The sequence below is a fragment of the Ruegeria hyattellae genome (assembly GCF_041537925.1).
Classification (GTDB): Bacteria; Pseudomonadota; Alphaproteobacteria; order Rhodobacterales; family Rhodobacteraceae; genus Ruegeria_C.
On the sequence record NZ_JBGOSH010000022.1, the window covers coordinates 16547 to 32494 of the forward strand.

12 protein-coding genes are annotated in these 15948 nt (G+C 62.5%); 10 read left to right on the forward strand and 2 right to left on the reverse strand.

Annotated features, from left to right (window positions below):
- The first annotated feature begins 2 nt into the window (after window positions 1-2).
- From rfbD to AB1E33_RS27845, 5 genes are read left to right on the forward strand one after another with little or no spacing between them, the layout of a single operon-like run.
- Entirely contained in the window at window positions 3-854 is an 852-nt protein-coding gene (gene rfbD, locus AB1E33_RS27825) for a dTDP-4-dehydrorhamnose reductase (RefSeq protein ID WP_372580479.1), read from the forward strand.
- Entirely contained in the window at window positions 851-1723 is an 873-nt protein-coding gene (gene rfbA / locus AB1E33_RS27830; protein ID WP_372580480.1) for a glucose-1-phosphate thymidylyltransferase RfbA, read from the forward strand. The genes rfbD and rfbA overlap by 4 nt, the downstream gene beginning before the upstream one ends.
- A complete protein-coding gene (locus AB1E33_RS27835; protein WP_372580481.1) occupies window positions 1720-2973 on the forward strand; it encodes a glycosyltransferase family 4 protein in 1254 nt (417 codons plus the stop codon). Before rfbA ends, AB1E33_RS27835 begins: the two co-directional genes overlap by 4 nt.
- A 44-nt stretch (window positions 2974-3017) precedes the next feature.
- On the forward strand, window positions 3018-3911 hold the full coding sequence (locus AB1E33_RS27840; RefSeq protein ID WP_372580482.1) for an NAD-dependent epimerase/dehydratase family protein: 894 nt from the start codon (window positions 3018-3020) through the stop codon (window positions 3909-3911).
- Window positions 3908-4525: a sugar transferase gene (locus tag AB1E33_RS27845; RefSeq protein WP_372580483.1), complete on the forward strand. Its 618-nt coding sequence runs from the start codon at window positions 3908-3910 to the stop codon at window positions 4523-4525. The genes AB1E33_RS27840 and AB1E33_RS27845 overlap by 4 nt, the downstream gene beginning before the upstream one ends.
- 13 nt (window positions 4526-4538) lie before the next feature.
- Here the strand turns inward: AB1E33_RS27845 and AB1E33_RS27850 are convergent, their stop codons facing one another.
- On the reverse strand, window positions 4539-5174 hold the full coding sequence (locus AB1E33_RS27850) for a class I SAM-dependent methyltransferase (protein ID WP_372580484.1): 636 nt from the start codon (window positions 5172-5174) through the stop codon (window positions 4539-4541).
- Between the two features lie 296 nt (window positions 5175-5470).
- Between AB1E33_RS27850 and galU the strand changes: the two genes are divergently transcribed.
- From galU to AB1E33_RS27870, 4 genes are all read left to right on the forward strand, one after another.
- Window positions 5471-6364, forward strand: a complete 894-nt coding sequence (gene galU, locus AB1E33_RS27855; protein ID WP_372580485.1) for a UTP--glucose-1-phosphate uridylyltransferase GalU — start codon at window positions 5471-5473, stop codon at window positions 6362-6364.
- Window positions 6365-6577: 213 nt separating this feature from the next.
- Window positions 6578-8452 carry a polysaccharide biosynthesis protein gene (locus tag AB1E33_RS27860; RefSeq protein WP_372580486.1) on the forward strand — a complete coding sequence of 625 codons (1875 nt, stop codon included), beginning with the start codon at window positions 6578-6580 and terminating at the stop codon, window positions 8450-8452.
- Between the two features lie 321 nt (window positions 8453-8773).
- Window positions 8774-10513 (forward strand): type I secretion system permease/ATPase, encoded by a 1740-nt coding sequence (locus tag AB1E33_RS27865; protein WP_372580487.1) that lies wholly within the window; start codon window positions 8774-8776, stop codon window positions 10511-10513.
- A complete protein-coding gene (locus AB1E33_RS27870; RefSeq protein ID WP_372580488.1) occupies window positions 10510-11817 on the forward strand; it encodes an HlyD family type I secretion periplasmic adaptor subunit in 1308 nt (435 codons plus the stop codon). Before AB1E33_RS27865 ends, AB1E33_RS27870 begins: the two co-directional genes overlap by 4 nt.
- Window positions 11818-11877: 60 nt before the next feature.
- On the opposite strand, the gene AB1E33_RS27875 is transcribed toward AB1E33_RS27870, so the two are convergent.
- On the reverse strand, window positions 11878-12543 hold the full coding sequence (locus AB1E33_RS27875; protein ID WP_372580489.1) for a sulfotransferase: 666 nt from the start codon (window positions 12541-12543) through the stop codon (window positions 11878-11880).
- 733 nt (window positions 12544-13276) lie between these two features.
- Between AB1E33_RS27875 and AB1E33_RS27880 the strand changes: the two genes are divergently transcribed.
- The gene (locus AB1E33_RS27880; RefSeq protein WP_372580490.1) at window positions 13277-15457 is read left to right on the forward strand and encodes a calcium-binding protein; all 2181 of its coding nucleotides are present in this window, start codon (window positions 13277-13279) and stop codon (window positions 15455-15457) included.
- The last annotated feature ends 491 nt before the right edge of the window (window positions 15458-15948 follow it).

Genomic DNA, 15948 nt, shown 5'->3' on the forward strand with positions numbered 1-15948 from the left:
CCATGAGTATTCTCGTTTTCGGCCAAACCGGACAGGTGGCGCGGGAACTGGCGCACCATGAGGAGGTGACCTGCCTGGACCGGGCGGCGGCCGATCTGGCAGAGCCGGGCGCCTGCGCGGCGGCGATCCGGGCGGCGCAGCCACAGGCGGTGATCAATGCCGCCGCCTATACCGCCGTGGACCGCGCCGAAGAAGACGAGGCGCTGGCCACCGTGATCAACGGCACGGCCCCGGGCGAAATGGCGCGGGACTGCGCGGCTCTGGGCATTCCGTTTGTCTCCATCTCAACCGATTACGTGTTTTCAGGGGCGGGCGAGACCCCGTGGACACCCGAGGATGCAACCGGGCCTCTGGGGGCCTATGGGCGCTCGAAACTGGCGGGCGAGCAGGCGATCGTTGCGGCGGGCGGTGCCTCGGCCATTCTGCGCACCTCCTGGGTGGTATCATGTCATGGGGCGAATTTCGTCAAGACCATGCTGCGACTGGGGGCAGAGCGTGACCACCTGACCATCGTGGCCGACCAGATCGGCGGCCCGACGACCGCGCGCGCAATCGCGGCAGCCTGTCTGGAGATGGCCGGGCAGCTGGGCCGCGATCCGAGCAAGGCTGGCCTCTATCATTTTGCGGGCCACCCGGATGCCAGCTGGGCCGATTTTGCGCGCGAGATATTCGTGCAGGCAGGCATCGAATGCGCGGTCGAGGACATTCCCAGCAGCGGCTATCCGACCCAGGCGCGCCGGCCGCTCAATTCCCGCCTTGATTGTTCCTCACTCCAGACCGTTTTCGGCATTAGCCGTCCGGACTGGAAGGCAGGTCTACGCGATATTCTGACAGATTTGGGAGAGATCCGGTGAGCAGACGCAAAGGGATCATTCTGGCGGGCGGCAGCGGCACGCGGCTGTATCCGATCACCATGGCCGTCAGCAAGCAGCTCTTGCCGCTTTATGACAAGCCGATGATCTATTACCCGCTGTCGGTGCTGATGCTGGCGGGCATTCGCGAGATCTGTGTGATCACCACGCCGCAGGATCAGGATCAGTTCAAACGCACGCTCGGCGATGGCCGCCAGTGGGGCGTGTCGCTGACCTATGTGGTACAACCCAGCCCCGACGGGCTGGCGCAGGCCTTTATCCTGGCCGAAGAGTTCCTGGCGGGGAGCCCGAGCGCGCTGGTGCTGGGCGACAATATCTTCTTTGGTCACGGTCTGCCGAAACTGCTGGCGGCGGCGGATGCGCAGCCGCAAGGCGGCACCGTCTTCGGCTATCACGTGGCCGATCCCGAACGCTATGGCGTGGTGGATTTCGACGGCCACGGCCAGGCCAAGGAAATCATCGAAAAGCCTGCCGAGCCGCCCTCGAACTATGCGGTCACCGGGCTTTACTTTCTGGACGGCACCGCGCCTGCGCGCGCGCGTCGGGTCAGGCCCTCGGCCCGCGGTGAGCTGGAGATCACCGATCTTCTGCAGATGTATCTCGAAGAGGGTCAGCTCAGGGTCGAAACCATGGGGCGCGGCTATGCCTGGCTCGATACCGGCACCCACGGGTCGCTGCTGGATGCGGGCAATTTCGTGCGCACGCTGGAGGAACGCCAGGGCCTGCAGACCGGCTGCCCCGAAGAGATCGCCTATGAGGCGGGCTGGATCAGCGATGATGATCTGCGCGCCCGCGCCGGGATGTTTTCCAAGAACGCCTATGGCGCCTATCTTGCGGGGCTGCTGAAGTGAAGATCCTGTTCGTACATCAGAACATGCCGGGCCAGTACCGTGAACTGCTCCAGTGGCTGGCCGCGCAAGGCGGGCATGAGCTGGTCTTTCTGACCCAGCGCAACCCGGCACCGCAGCTCGCGGGGGTGAAAACCGTGGTCTACAAACCCCATCACCGCCCCGCCAAGGATGCCTACGGCCTGTCCAAGGTCTGGGAGGAGGCCGCTGGCGCAGGTTTTGGCGCGGCCATGGCGGCGCGGCAGCTGGACCGCGAACACGGGTTCAGACCCGATCTGGTGCTTGGCCATACCGGCTGGGGTGAGCTGAGCTTCTTCAAGCAGATCTGGCCGGACGTACCGATCCTGGGCTTCTTCGAATATTTCTACAACATGCAGGGCGGGCTGGTGGGCTTCGACCCCGACGACCCGGTTTCGGAGCACGCGCCCTTCATCAACCATGCCCGCAACATGGTCCCCTTCGCCAATATCCAGAGTGTGGATCTGGGCCATGTCCCCACCGAATGGCAAAAGAATACGTTCCCGACCAGCTTCCATTCGAAATTCTACACCTGTCATGACGGCATCCGCACCGATCTGCTGGGTCCCGATCCAAAAGCCAGCCTGAGCCTGAGTCGTCTGGGGCAGCCGATCACCCGCAAGGATGAGGTGTTTACCTATATGGCGCGCAACCTGGAACGCGCCCGGGGCTTTCACATCTTCATGCGCGCGCTGCCGAAGATCCTTGCAACGCGCCCCAATGCCCGAGTGCTGGTGATCGGTGGCGACGAGGTCTCTTACGGGCGCAAGAGCACCCATCCGCACGGGTTCCGCGGCGAGATGGAGGAGGAGGTCGGCCACATGCTCGACTGGGACCGGGTGCATTTCCTGGGCCGGGTGCCCTACACGGAATATTGCCGGATCGTGCAACTCAGCCGCTGCCATATCGCGCTGACCATGCCGTTTGTGATGTCCTGGTCGCTGCTGGAGACGATGGCGATGCAGGCCACGGTGGTCTCAACGGATGTGGCCCCGGTCCGCGAGGCGATCAGCCATGGCGAGACCGGGCTGCTGGTCGATTTCTTCGATCCCGGCAAACTGGCCGATCAGGTGATCGACGTGCTGGCCAATCCCGGCGATTATGCCCATATCGGCCCGGCGGCGCGCGCGCATGTGGTGGGCACATACGATTTCATGACCCGCTGCCTGCCCGAACATATCAGGCAGATGAACAGCCTGGTACCCTCGGACCGCTGGATCTCGCTGCCCGGCTAGGACGCGGGTGGCGCGGGAAATATCGATCTGAGCAAAGGAGTGTCATGTCCCTTCCCGAAACCCTGGTGCTTGGCGCGACGGGCCGGCTCGGCCGGGTTCTGCAACAATGCTGGCAGGCCAGCGCCGGGCCGGTCCTGTGGCAGGCCCGGCGCAAACCGGCGCTGATCCCCAAGCTGGCCCCGGCGTTGAACTGGACCCTCTTCGACCCGCTGCAGGACCCGGACACCCTGAGCGGGGCCATGCAGGGGCGGTCAGCCCTGCTCTGCTTGGCGGGGGTGATCCCTGGCCGCGGCGCAGACCTGCACCAGAACACCACCCTGGCCGAGGCCGCCATCCGCGCGGCGGAGGGAACCGGCGCACGGGTTCTGCTGGCCTCCTCGGCAGCGGTCTATGGCGACCGGGCGGGGCTTTTATCCGAAGACCTGCCGCCGCAGCCGGTGAGCGCATATGGCCATGCCAAAGTTCGGATGGAAGCACGCAGCAGAGCACTGGCGCGGGAGCTGGGGGTGGAACTTTGCGTCTTGCGGATCGGTAACATCGCCGGGCTGGATGCCATTCTGGGCGGCTGGCGGCCCGGTTTTGAGCTGGATGTGTTTGGGGACGGGCACAGCCCGCGCCGCTCTTATATCGGAGTGCAGAGCCTGGCCCGCGTGCTGGCGGGCGTCCTGGCCGCCCCGCGCCTGCCCGATACCCTGAACATCGCCGCACCGGAAGTGGTCGAGATGGGGGCGCTGCTCGATGCAGCCTATCTGCGCTGGACCCCGCGCCCGGCGCCGGGAAGCGCCATTGCCGAGGTCCGGCTGGACACGCGCGCCCTGCAACAGATCGCCCCGGTCCCCGCAGAACAGGTTGACCCTGTACAGATGGTGGCACAATGGCGCGTATTAGAACCTTATGTGAACGAGGAGACTATGACCCAAGAGACGGGGCGCACATGACCTGGACCAAGCGCTTTTTCGACCTGTTTTTCGCGGCCCTTCTGGTGGCGATCCTGGGGCCGCTGCTGCTGGGGCTGCTGCTCTGGCTGCTGATCCGGCAGGGCCGGCCGCTGTTTTATGTGGCCGAGCGGATGAAAACGCCCGCGTTGGGATTCAACCTGTGGAAATTGCGCACCATGACGGTGGTGGATCGCGATGCCGGTGTTTCGGGCGGAGACAAGGCAGCCCGTATCACACCGACCGGTGCCTGGCTGCGCCGCACCCGGCTCGACGAGTTTCCGCAGCTGTGGAACATCCTGCGCGGCGATCTGAGCTTTGTCGGCCCCCGCCCGCCGCTGCGGCAATATGTCGAACGTCACCCGATGCTTTACGCGCAGGTGCTGAAATCGCGCCCCGGCGTTACTGGGCTGGCCTCGATCGTCTATCACCGGCACGAGGCAGGCCTGCTGGCGCGCTGCGCGACGCCGGAGGAAACCGATGCGATCTATGACCGGATCTGCGTCCCCTCCAAGGCACGGTTGGATCTGATCTACCAGCGCCATCAGAGCCTGTGCTACGATTTCGTGCTGGTCTTCGAGACGATCGGCAATCTGTTTCGCAGGACAGCGCGCTAAACGCCCCGGCCCGTCACGGGTTTCGACGACGCAGGACCCATTGGCGTCCATGTCCGGCCGCCACGATCTCCCAGGCACTCTCGCGAACAAATTGCTGCACGGCCAGGAACACCCCGTAATGGGCCGACTCGGGATTGGGATCCCAGTCATCACCCATGATCACGCCGTCAGGGGTGACATGGCTGTCCAGATGGCGCAATTCATTGAGCGTGGGCTCGTACTTGTGGCTTGCGTCGAGATAGGCCCAGTCAAGCTGATCCGGCAAACGGTCCTGGCAGGCTGGATAGGTTGCTTCGATCATGTGGCAGGTGACCTCGGGAAAATCAGCCACCCGGGCCTGGGCTTCCTGCCGCGCGCTGAGCGTCGTGAGCTTGTCGAAGCTGGTATATTCCTTGCCCCAGCCAAAGGTTTCTCCCAGCGTTGTCCAGGGATCAACAAGGTAAAGCGCGCGGGGTTTTGCGATTTCGCAGATCAAAGCGGAAAACTGGCCGCGGAACACGCCGATCTCGGCCCCGACGCCGCCGGTTCCTGCGTGCTTGAGAACCCAGCGTCGCCGCGCCAGCCGCTCTTTGTCCCAATTTGGAATCGGACAGCGCGCCTCGCTTTCCTTCAGGAACTGCAAACGCTCGCTTTTATCCGAAAAATCCATGAAATCTATGACACCTGAATTGCTTTTGGCTCTGTATTCCGGCTTGGGATTGGCATGTCAATGTCTCCCGCTTCGGCGGCGGGAACTTTGTTCCCAATGTGTGCAGAGTGAATGCCGGGTGACCGAATTGAATAGTCGCAGTATGATAATCCGGCGCCGCGATCGGCAAAAGAGCAGTGATTTCGAAGAAAACCGGGATTTCCCATTGCGCTGATGCTGCAGAGCGGAAAAGATTGCGCCCGACAAGGCAGCCACCCGGAGGCCAACTTGGATTATGGTGACGAATTGAGGTTTACATGCGTAAGAAGGTAACAAAGGCGATATTTCCCGTTGCAGGTCTGGGCACGCGTTTTCTGCCCGCGACGAAATCGGTTCCCAAAGAGATCATGACGCTGGTCGACCGGCCGCTGGTGCAATACGCCATCGACGAGGCACGCGCGGCCGGGATCAAGGAGTTCATCTTTGTCACCTCACGCGGCAAATCCGCGCTGGAGGATTATTTCGACCACAATCCGATCCTCGAGCAGGAACTGCGCAAGAAGGGCAAGGACGAGCTGCTCGAGACGCTCAAGTCGACCAATATGGAAAGTGGCGCCATCGCCTATATCCGGCAGCACAAGGCGCTGGGTCTGGGCCATGCGGTCTGGTGCGCGCGCCGGCTGATCGGCAACGAGCCTTTTGCGGTGATGCTGCCCGATGACGTGATCGCGGCGGAGAAACCCTGCCTGCAGCAGATGGTCGATGCCTATGGCGAAACCGGCGGCAACATGGTCGCCGCGATGGAAGTGCCACCCGAGAAGGCCAGTTCCTATGGTGTGCTGGACGTGGCCGAAGACATGGGCGCGGTGGTGAGCGCCCGGGGCATGGTGGAAAAACCCGCCCCCGGCACCGAACCATCGAACCTGGCGGTGATCGGGCGCTACATCCTGGAGCCCTCGGTGCTGCGCAATCTCAACAAGATGAAGCAGGGCGCGGGCGGCGAGATCCAGCTGACCGACGCGATCGCCGAGGATATCAAGGCCGGCAACCCGGTCTATGGCTACCGGTTCCGCGGTCAGCGTTTCGATTGCGGCTCGAAATCGGGCTTCCTGCAGGCCACCGTCGCCTTTGCACTGGCCCGCGACGAGTTGCGTGACGACCTCAGCCGCTATCTCACCGAAACAATTCACGCCAGCCAGGCCGCTGAATAACAAGGAAAATAGAGGCCTGCACACATTTCCGTGAGCGGTTTTCTGCTGCGCTCACGGTTTGGCAGAATTTAATTTGGGGACTGGCGGTCCTTGCGATATTGTGCGAAGGCTTGCGAGTAGAAATCAAAAGATTAACAGCAACCATGCGTTGTATACCACACCAACAGCCGATAGCGTTTTCATGGGGGCCGGAGTGGTCCCGGGAGCGCTAGAGTGCTGGATTTCGTGAATTCCCTGACCCGCAAACAGAAAGCCAGGATTTTCCTGACCATCGATCTGTTGCTGATCCCGGTCGCGCTGCTGCTGACCTTTGCCGTACAGCCTTTGCCGGGCACACCGCTCGAAACGCTGGTCCGGTTCCTGCCCGTCCTGCCCTATATGATCGCGGGTGCGGCATTGCTGTCGATCGGGCTGGGGCTGCCCAACATCAAGCTCAAGGCCTATGAGCAGAACGCCGTCGGGCTGACCGCGCTGCATGCGGTGGCGATGGTTTGCCTCAGCGCCTTGCTGACCTGGGTGGCGGCGGTGCATGTGCCGATGGGCACCCATGTCATTTTCGGCCTGATCTATTTCCTGATCATGGTGGCGACCCGCGCCATCCTGTTTCAGGTGGTCAGCGCGATCTACCGCCATGGCGAACACAGCTGCCGGGTGCTGATCTATGGCGCCGGCACCACCGGAACTCAGCTGGTGCAGGCCCTGCGCGCCCATGAAAGCATCACCCCGGTCGCCTTCATCGACGACAAGGCCTCGCTGCAGGGCGTGTTGCTGGCGGGGCTGCCGGTGTTTTCCCCGGCCCGGATCGGTGAGCTTGTGGAGCGGCGCAAAATTCACCGCGTGCTGCTGGCGATGCCGTCACTGAGCCAGCCAAAGCAGGCCCAGATCGCCCGGCAACTGCAGAAGATGGGGCTTGAAGTGCAGGCCCTGCCCTCTTTCGCGCAGCTGATCGGCGAAGAGGAACTGGTCGACAAGCTGACGCCCATTGCCCCGCAGGCTTTTCTGGGGCGCGAGGCACGGGACATGACGCTGGCCGAGGCCTCCAACAGCTATGCCGGACGGTCGGTGCTGGTCTCGGGAGCCGGCGGCTCGATCGGCTCGGAACTGTGTCGCCAGTTGCTGTCTTGCCGCCCGACGCGGCTGGTGCTCTATGAGCTGAGCGAACTGGCGCTCTATAACGTGCATCAGGAACTGACCCAGCTCTGCGAGGATGGCGGGATCGAGATCGTGCCGGTTTTGGGCTCGGTGACCGACCCGCGCCAGGTCAGCCGGGTGCTGGACGACCATGGGGTGCAGGTTGTGCTGCATGCGGCGGCCTATAAACACGTGCCCCTGGTCGAGGCCAACCCGCTGCCGGGGTTGGCCAACAACGTGCTGGGCACCCAGACCCTGGCGCGGGCGGCGGCGCAGGCGGGGATCGAACGCTTCATTCTGATCTCGTCCGACAAGGCGGTGCGCCCGGCCAATGTCATGGGTGCCTCGAAACGGCTGGCCGAACTGGTGGTACAGGATCTGGCCACAAGGCACGGGCAGACCGTCTTTACCATGGTGCGGTTCGGCAATGTGCTGGGCTCCAGCGGCTCGGTCGTGCCGCTGTTTCAGGAACAGGTCAGCCGCGGCGGGCCGGTCACCGTGACCGATCGCAACGTGAAGCGCTATTTCATGACCATCGCCGAGGCGGTGCAGCTTGTTCTGCAGGCCGGGGCCGATGCCCAGGGCGGCGAGGTCTTCGTGCTCGACATGGGCAAGCCGGTGCCGATCATGCAACTGGCCCGGCAGGTAATCGAAAGCGCCGGATACACGGTGCGCGACACCACGACCCCCGATGGCGATATCGAGATCGAGGTGATCGGATTACGCCCGGGCGAAAAGATCGAAGAGGAACTGACGCTCTCGGGCGACCTGACCGGAACCCGGAACCCCAAAATTTTCTGCGCCCGCGAGGAGACCCTGTCGGAAATCGAGATCGCCAGCGTGCTGCGCGGGCTGCGTGAGGCCCTGTCCAGTGGCGACGAGATCGGGGCACGCGCCCTGATCCGGCACTGGGTCGAGGGCTATCAGGCCCCCGAACCCGCCGCGAAAACCTCCTGATCCGCCACGCCCCCCCGCGCCACAATGGCGCGCTTATGCATCAATTGTGCGGAAATCCGCGACAATCGCTACGGCGAAGGGGACAGGCGGCAAATCTCCGCCCGAATTGGCCGCCATATGAGGTGGCCTTGCGCCTGTGCGCCCTCTATATGCTGATCCCGCAAAAACAACCGTCCGGCATGGCGCAATCTGATGGTGACGACATGGGTTCCGACCGCTACCCTTCTGAGACGATTCACAAAGTTTATTTGCCATAACGAAACATGATATTTTTGGCTGGGCGGTCGGTGCGCCGACGGCATTGGGGAATGGAGAAAACGGATGCGAAATTCTGATCGCGCGGCAGGGCAGGCCGAACTGCGTGATGTGCGGCGCGAAAATCGCGGGTTGCTCTGGACCGCAGGAATCTTCAGCGTCTTCGTGAACCTGCTGATGCTGACCGGCCCGCTGTTCATGTTGCAGATCTATGACCGGGTTCTGGGCAGCCGGTCCGAAGAAACGCTGGTGGCGCTCTTTTCCCTGATGGCCTTCCTGTTCCTCGCGATGGGGCTGCTGGACTGGTCGCGGGGGCGGCTGCTGGCGCGGATGGGCGCGCGTTTTCAGGCCAGTCTCGACCGGCGGGTGTTCAGCGCCATGCTGATGAAAGCGTCGCTGCATCGGGATGAAAAACAATCCGAGAACCAGCTCAAGGATCTCGAGTCGGTGCAGCGCTTTTATGCCTCGCCGACCTTTGCCGCGCTGTTCGACATTCCCTGGACACCGGTGTTTCTGCTTGGGATCACGTTGTTTCACCCGTTGCTGGGCATGCTGGCCATCGGCGGCGGCACGCTGCTGATCCTGATCACGGTGCTGAACCAGCTGACCACCAAAGGCGCGGTGCTGCAATCAACCGCAGCCAGCTATACCTCGGACCGGATGGCCGAGCACCTGCACGGCGAGGCCGAGCATATCCGCAGCCTGGGCATGCAGCGTAGCGCTTTCGAGCGCTGGCACAAGGCACGCGGCAGGGCGCTGGAACAGGGGCTGCATGCCAGCGATATGGGCGGCACCTTTTCGGTGACCACCAAGACCTTCCGGCTGTTTCTGCAATCGGCGATGCTGGCGCTTGGTGCCTATCTGGTGCTGCAGGGAGAGATGACCCCGGGCGCGATGATTGCCGGGTCGATCCTGCTGGGCCGTGCGCTGGCCCCGGTCGATCTGGTGGTGGGGCAGTGGACCATGGTGCAGCGCGCCAAGCGCGGCTGGGAAAACCTGACCGAACTGCTATCCGACATCCCGCCCGAGATCGCCCGCGTCGAGCTGCCCAAACCAAAAGCAAAGCTTGCGGTGCAGCAACTGACCGTGGTGCCGCCGAACGCCCGGCAGGCCTCGTTGCGGCTGGTGAATTTCGACGTTGCCCCCGGCCAGGCCATCGGCGTGATCGGCCCCAGCGGCTCGGGCAAATCGACACTGGCGCGCGCGCTGACCGGGGTCTGGGCCCCGGCTGGCGGCAAGATCCGCCTCGATGGCGCCTCGTTGGAGCAATACGATCCCGAAAGGCTGGCCCAATATATCGGCTACCTGCCGCAGCGCGTGCAGCTTTTCGACGGCACCATTGCCGAAAACATCGCCCGGCTGAGTACCAACCCGGACGACGCCAAGATCGTGGCCGCGGCCAAGAAGGCAGCCGCCCATGAGATGATCCTGAAACTGCCTGACGGTTATGACACCCAGGTCAGCACCACCGGCGGCCAGCTGAGCGGCGGCCAGATCCAGCGCATCGGCCTCGCCCGCGCGATGTATGGTGACCCGGCGATACTGGTGCTGGACGAGCCCAACTCCAATCTCGACAACGAAGGCTCGAACGCGCTCAATACCGCGATCCGTCAGATGAAAGAGGCCGGCCATGCGGTGCTGATCATGGCGCACCGCCCCGCCGCCATTCAGGAATGCGACATGCTGCTGATGCTGGAAGACGGCGTGCGCAAGGCCTGGGGCCCGCGCGAGCGCGTTCTGGCCGAAGTGGTCAAGAACCACGCCCAGATCCAGCAGGCCGCCAACAAACCGACCGGTGTAACATGAGTAAAAAGAAAAAGATTTTCCCCTCGACCGGCCCGCTGATGGTGGGCGTGCTGACCCTGGTCATCCTGATTGGCGGCTTCGGCGCCTGGGGGGTCTTGGCCAATATTTCGGGCGCGGTGGTGGCCTCGGGCCGGGTCGTCGTCGACAAGAACCGGCAGGTCGTCCAGCATCCCGATGGCGGCGTGGTCGAAGCGGTTCTGGTCGAAGAGGGCGATCTGGTCGCCGAGGATGACATCCTGGTCAAGCTCGATCCCACGCTGCTGCAATCGGAACTGACCATCGTCGAAGGGCAACTGTTCGAACTGATGGCCCGGCGCGGGCGGCTCGAAGCCGAGCGCGATGGCACCGACGAGGTCCGGTTCGACCGGATGCTGCTGGAAAATGTCGAGCGCCGCCCCGAGATCGCCTCGGTGGCCGCCGGACAGGTGCGCCTGTTCGAGGCCCGCCGCGAAGCCCAGGCCAAGGAAATCGAACAGCTGCGCGCCCAGCGGACGCAGATGAACAACCAGATCGAGGGCGTCGATGCCCAGATGGATGCGCTCAAGCGCCAACAGGCGCTGATCGAAAGCGAATTGGGCAATCAGCAAACATTGCTGGACAAAGGGCTGGCACAAGCTTCGCGGGTTCTGGCCCTGCAGCGCGAAGAGGCGCAACTGGCTGGCACGCTCGGCAATCTGGTGGCGCAGCGGGCCCAGACCCTGGAGCGGATCGCAGAGCTGGAGATCGAAGAGCTGCAGCTTTATTCCGCCCGCCGGGAAAGCTCCATCACCCGTCTGCGCGACCTGCAGTTCAACGAGCTGGAACTGGCCGAGCAGCGCCGATCTCTCATCGAGCGCCTCAGCCGCCTGGACATACGGGCACCGATCTCGGGTGTGGTCTATGATCTGCAGGTCTTCGGCCGCAGATCGGTGATCCGGCCCGCCGACCCGACGCTGTTCCTGGTCTCGCAGGACCGGCCGCTGATCATCGAGGCACGGATCGATCCGATCCATGTGGATCAGGTCTATCCGGGACAGGAAGTGGTGATGCGCGTGTCTGCCTTCGACCAGCGCAACTCGCCAGATCTGTTCGGATCGGTGACCCTGATCTCACCCGACTCCTTTGTCGACGATCAGACCGGGGCCTCGTGGTATCGTGTGGAACTGGAACTGCCCGAAGAGGAGTTGAGCAAGCTGGGCGAAGGACAGATCCTGATCCCAGGCATGCCCGTCGACGCCTTCATCCGGACTCAGGATCGCACGCCGCTGGCCTATCTGGCCAACCCGTTGACAAGCTATTTCAGCAAGGCCTTCCGGGACGGCTGACACCCGGCCCCGCAGGACGGATGCAAAGCCGCCGGGCGCATGAGGCCGCGGCGGCCAGCCTCATGCATCGAACAAAGAGGCATGGGGCGTGCCGGAAAATGCCTCTTTCAATTCGGCATAGTTCTCGATCACCTCGGATTTGGGGCGTTTGTTCTGCTTCGACATGCTTGACGACACCGGCGCCGCCGGGACGTCGAGGAACCGGAAAAGGCGCTGCATCTCGCCCGCCTTGTCAGAGACAAGCTCTTCGTAGGTCATCTGCAGGACGCGCTGCGCCGGAAAGGTCGCGGCAATCCTGTCCTCCCACCCTTCCAGCCAGGCGAACCGGTCGCGCACCCAATCCACCGGCAGGTGCACGGTTCTGTCACCATAAGACCCGCCGACCCATTCCCCCGTCTCATAGGCCAGGCGCGTGGAAAGCAAGACCGCCAGCTTGTCGCTGCGGCTCAGGTGGACAATTCGGATCTCGTCCTTCGACAGCAGATGATCGAGCAGGCCACCGGTCCCCGGAATGCCGAATTTCTCGCCATAATCATCCTCAAAATGCCTGTAGAGCAGCTTGGCACCGGTGAGTGTCTCGGTCGTCATGCGGCTTAACCGGCGGTCGAGATATGCTGCGGGACCGGTCTTGTTGATGCGTCGGCGCACCGCCATGCTCTGCAACTGGAATTCGCCGATTATTTCGCCGTGCTGAATGTTTTTTGGGATGCTCTTTATCAAGGACACAAGAAGGTTGGATCCCGACCTTCCGGCAGAGAGGACCACGTATTTTTTCGGCTCTGACAGAAAAACATCACAGACCCGCCCTGTGGATGCGTGAAGACAGTCCTTGATCAATGCAGCGCGCGCCGGGGTCATTGCAATTCACTAAACAAATTATGATCTGACCGAGGGTATACGACACCAGAGTGCAATCGGAAATGTATGAAACGGTTTTCGAAACAAACTGCGCGTCACAACAAGACCCGGAGCCTGTGCCGCCTGCCCGCCTTCGAGCACCCGGCGGGAGATGTTTCGGTTTGCGGGCTCGGCCGCAACCCTGTTGACAGGCAGGTTGGGCAAAAAAGACCCATGACAGCCGGACACCGACGGCGCGGACTGGCCGTGGTAGCCCTTCATGGCGCGGTGCGCGCCATTCCACCAGGCGCCCCGCGCCATTGTTTTGCCATTTTTCTTTCCTGAAATCGGCTGGATCACCGCCCATGCTTGCCGTAGAGGGAACCCCGGCCCTCATCAATCCGACGCAGGCACGCGCCTGACCCGCGGAAAGACAATCCACCGGCTTTGTTTCCGGTTTGGCGTCTGTGATTGCCCCCAAATGGGGGTAGCGAGGATTCCCCTATCAATGGCTCAGTGGAGAGGCGCTCGGCGAATTTATGCCGACGCGTTGTTTTGCATTCGGGCCGATAAGCCCGGCCTGTTCATTGCAATAGTGTTCATTTTTTACCGGGGGTAAAACATGTCTAAGAAACTAATCAACGCATGGAACTCGATTCCTGGCGCCGCCCTGATCGGCACGCCGCAATCGGACAATCTCAACCTGAAGCATCCTGACAATGCTGGCCTCAACAAGGCCAAAGGTCTGGGGGACAACGACTATATTCTGGGCAACAGCAACGACAACGCGCTGCTCGGGAATTACGGCAACGACTATCTGCGCGGCGAACTTGGTAATGACGTTATCGGTGGCGGCTACGGCGACGACGTGATGCTCGGCGACGGTGCGGTCTCGGACCTGATCGCTGGCGACGACTGTCTGATCGGCGAAGCTGGCAATGACGTGGGTGCCGGCAATGGCGGCGACGATACGCTGAGCGGCGGAATCGGCAACGATCTGCTGATGGGCAATGCCGGCGACGACAAGATCTATGCCGGAATCGGCGACGATTGCGTCATGGGCGGTGACGACAACGACCGCATGTATGGCGGCGCTGGCGCCGACCTGATGTTTGGCCAAGGCGGCCGTGACTACATGCTTGGCGGAACCGGCGACGACACCATGTCGGGCGGTGAAGGCAATGACGACATGTACGGCGAAGACGGCAACGACGTGATGGCCGGCAATGCGGGCATGGACGCGCTCAACGGCGGTGCCGGCGAAGACACCATGTGGGGTGGCACCGGTAAGGACGCGCTGCGCGGTGGCGATGACGATGACTGGATTTCGGGTGGCGAAGATGACGACTTCATCGCCGGTCAGCGCGGTCATGACGAGCTCTATGGTGATGGTGGCAATGACGCCATTCGCGGCAACAGCGGCGACGACTCCATTTCGGGTGGCTCAGGCAACGACAACATCCAGGGCAACGACAACCAGGACTGCATCGACGGCGGCGCTGGCGACGACATGATCTGGGGCGACAATGCCAGCGGCAAAGCCTCGGCAGAACTGGCGTCCGACAAGATTGATGGCGGCACCGGCAATGACACCATCAACGGTGGCAGCGACGGCGACCACATCAATGGCGGCGCGGATGATGACGATGTCGGTGGCAATGCCGGTGACGACACGGTTGACGGCAACAGCGGCGACGACCGCATCTGGGGTGGCTCTGGCGACGACCATATCCATGGCAGCGAAGGCGAAGACAATATTGGCGGCGGGTCCGGCAATGATCTGGCCGATGGCGGCTCCGGTGACGACATGGTGCGCGGCGGCAGCGGCGAAGACACACTGTGCGGCGGCGAGGACGAAGACGTTGTCAGCGGCGAGAGCGGCAATGACGTGCTGTTCGGCGATGACGACAATGTCTTCTTCTCCGTGGGACAGCAGGTCGGTTGGACCGACCAACTGCAAGGCGGCAGCGGCGATGACATCCTGTTCGGTGGTGGTGGCGACGATGCCAACATGACCGCAGGTGAAGCGGGTTACCGTCAGGCTGGCGATGACTTCCGCGGCAACACCGTACCGGCGGATGCTCCGTTCGGTGGCCTCTATGGTGGTCTGGGCAACGACACCCTGCTGGGTGGCGACGGCAACGACGCGCTCTTTGGCAACAAGAACGAGGACTGCCTGATCGCCGACCAGGGTGCTGACACTCTGACCGGTGGTGCGGATGGCGACGATTTCGTCTTCGGCTATCAGGTCTGTGCAGGTCCCAAAGTCCTTGCTGCTTATGCAAGCTTCGGCCAGGACAACCTGGTGACGGACTTCAGCTACATCAACAATGACCGGCTGGTGTTCCACACGGCGCATGAAGGCGAGTTGGAAGCCCGGGTTGTCAACGGCGACGACATCGAGATCAGGTCGGACCTGACCGGTGACACGGTTGTGGTCGAGGATCTGTTCTCGGAGCTGGGTCTGAATCTGTTGCCGCCGGAAGATGTGCCTGGCAACGAGGCCGACTATAATACGGCGCTTCTGAACTATCTCGAGAAGACCGATTTCGGCGAAGGCAAAGGTGTCATCTACTTCGAAGACAAGTGCATCAGCGTCGAAAGCTGCGACCCGGATCGCCCGGACACGGGTTGGGAAGGGACACGTCCGGAATATCCGGCAGGCCGCAAGCCGCTTGACGGATTTGCCGGCGACACCCTGCCGAACACCACGGTTCCGGACTTTGTCGACCGTTACCTCGATGACGACCAGAATGTTTGGTATGCGGCCGATTCACTGAATTGGGACCTGTTGGCCGAATAATCATTCGGCTTACGAGAAAGGACCGAGTACCCGGTCCGTTTTCGAACAGACCTGGAACTCGTCCCCCGGCACCGCCCCTGATCCGTCAGGGGCGGTGTTCTCTGTTCAGGCAGTACGTGCAGTCTTGCATCAGGACCGTGAGGTCAGGACCCAAATGCCCTTCGCAAAAAAATTGAGGCACCCGGCATCGCCCATCGCGTTGAAATCTCTGATTTCGGGTAGCGATAGGTGAGCCAGGTATTTCGCGAAGAGCTACGACAGGTTCACATCCGCCAGCGCCGCGTGTTCGCGCCTTGATTCAACCAGCGGGTCTTTCGACCTGGCTTGCCGCCTGCGGATCACATTGGACACCCCTGTCCGTGTCATGTTGCGACCCCTACACGCAGCGAATGCGCTGTCAGGTCCCCGCGTCCACACCCCGGCTCCTTACGCATCCACGGGATCTTCTCACCGTTGAACGGCGTGCTCGGTTGCCCGTTCCTGGCCGGATT

What these genes read in the sequence shown, in the direction of transcription:
- AB1E33_RS27865 (WP_372580487.1), top strand. Translation starts at nt 8,774, where the DNA reads ATGCGAAATTCTGATCGCGCGGCAGGGCAGGCCGAACTGCGTGATGTG.
- AB1E33_RS27880 (WP_372580490.1), top strand. Translation starts at nt 13,277, where the DNA reads ATGTCTAAGAAACTAATCAACGCATGGAACTCGATTCCTGGCGCCGCC.
- galU (WP_372580485.1), top strand. Translation starts at nt 5,471, where the DNA reads ATGCGTAAGAAGGTAACAAAGGCGATATTTCCCGTTGCAGGTCTGGGC.
- rfbD (WP_372580479.1), top strand. Translation starts at nt 3, where the DNA reads ATGAGTATTCTCGTTTTCGGCCAAACCGGACAGGTGGCGCGGGAACTG.
- AB1E33_RS27870 (WP_372580488.1), top strand. Translation starts at nt 10,510, where the DNA reads ATGAGTAAAAAGAAAAAGATTTTCCCCTCGACCGGCCCGCTGATGGTG.
- AB1E33_RS27850 (WP_372580484.1), bottom strand. Translation starts at nt 5,174, where the DNA reads ATGGATTTTTCGGATAAAAGCGAGCGTTTGCAGTTCCTGAAGGAAAGC.
- AB1E33_RS27840 (WP_372580482.1), top strand. Translation starts at nt 3,018, where the DNA reads ATGTCCCTTCCCGAAACCCTGGTGCTTGGCGCGACGGGCCGGCTCGGC.
- AB1E33_RS27845 (WP_372580483.1), top strand. Translation starts at nt 3,908, where the DNA reads ATGACCTGGACCAAGCGCTTTTTCGACCTGTTTTTCGCGGCCCTTCTG.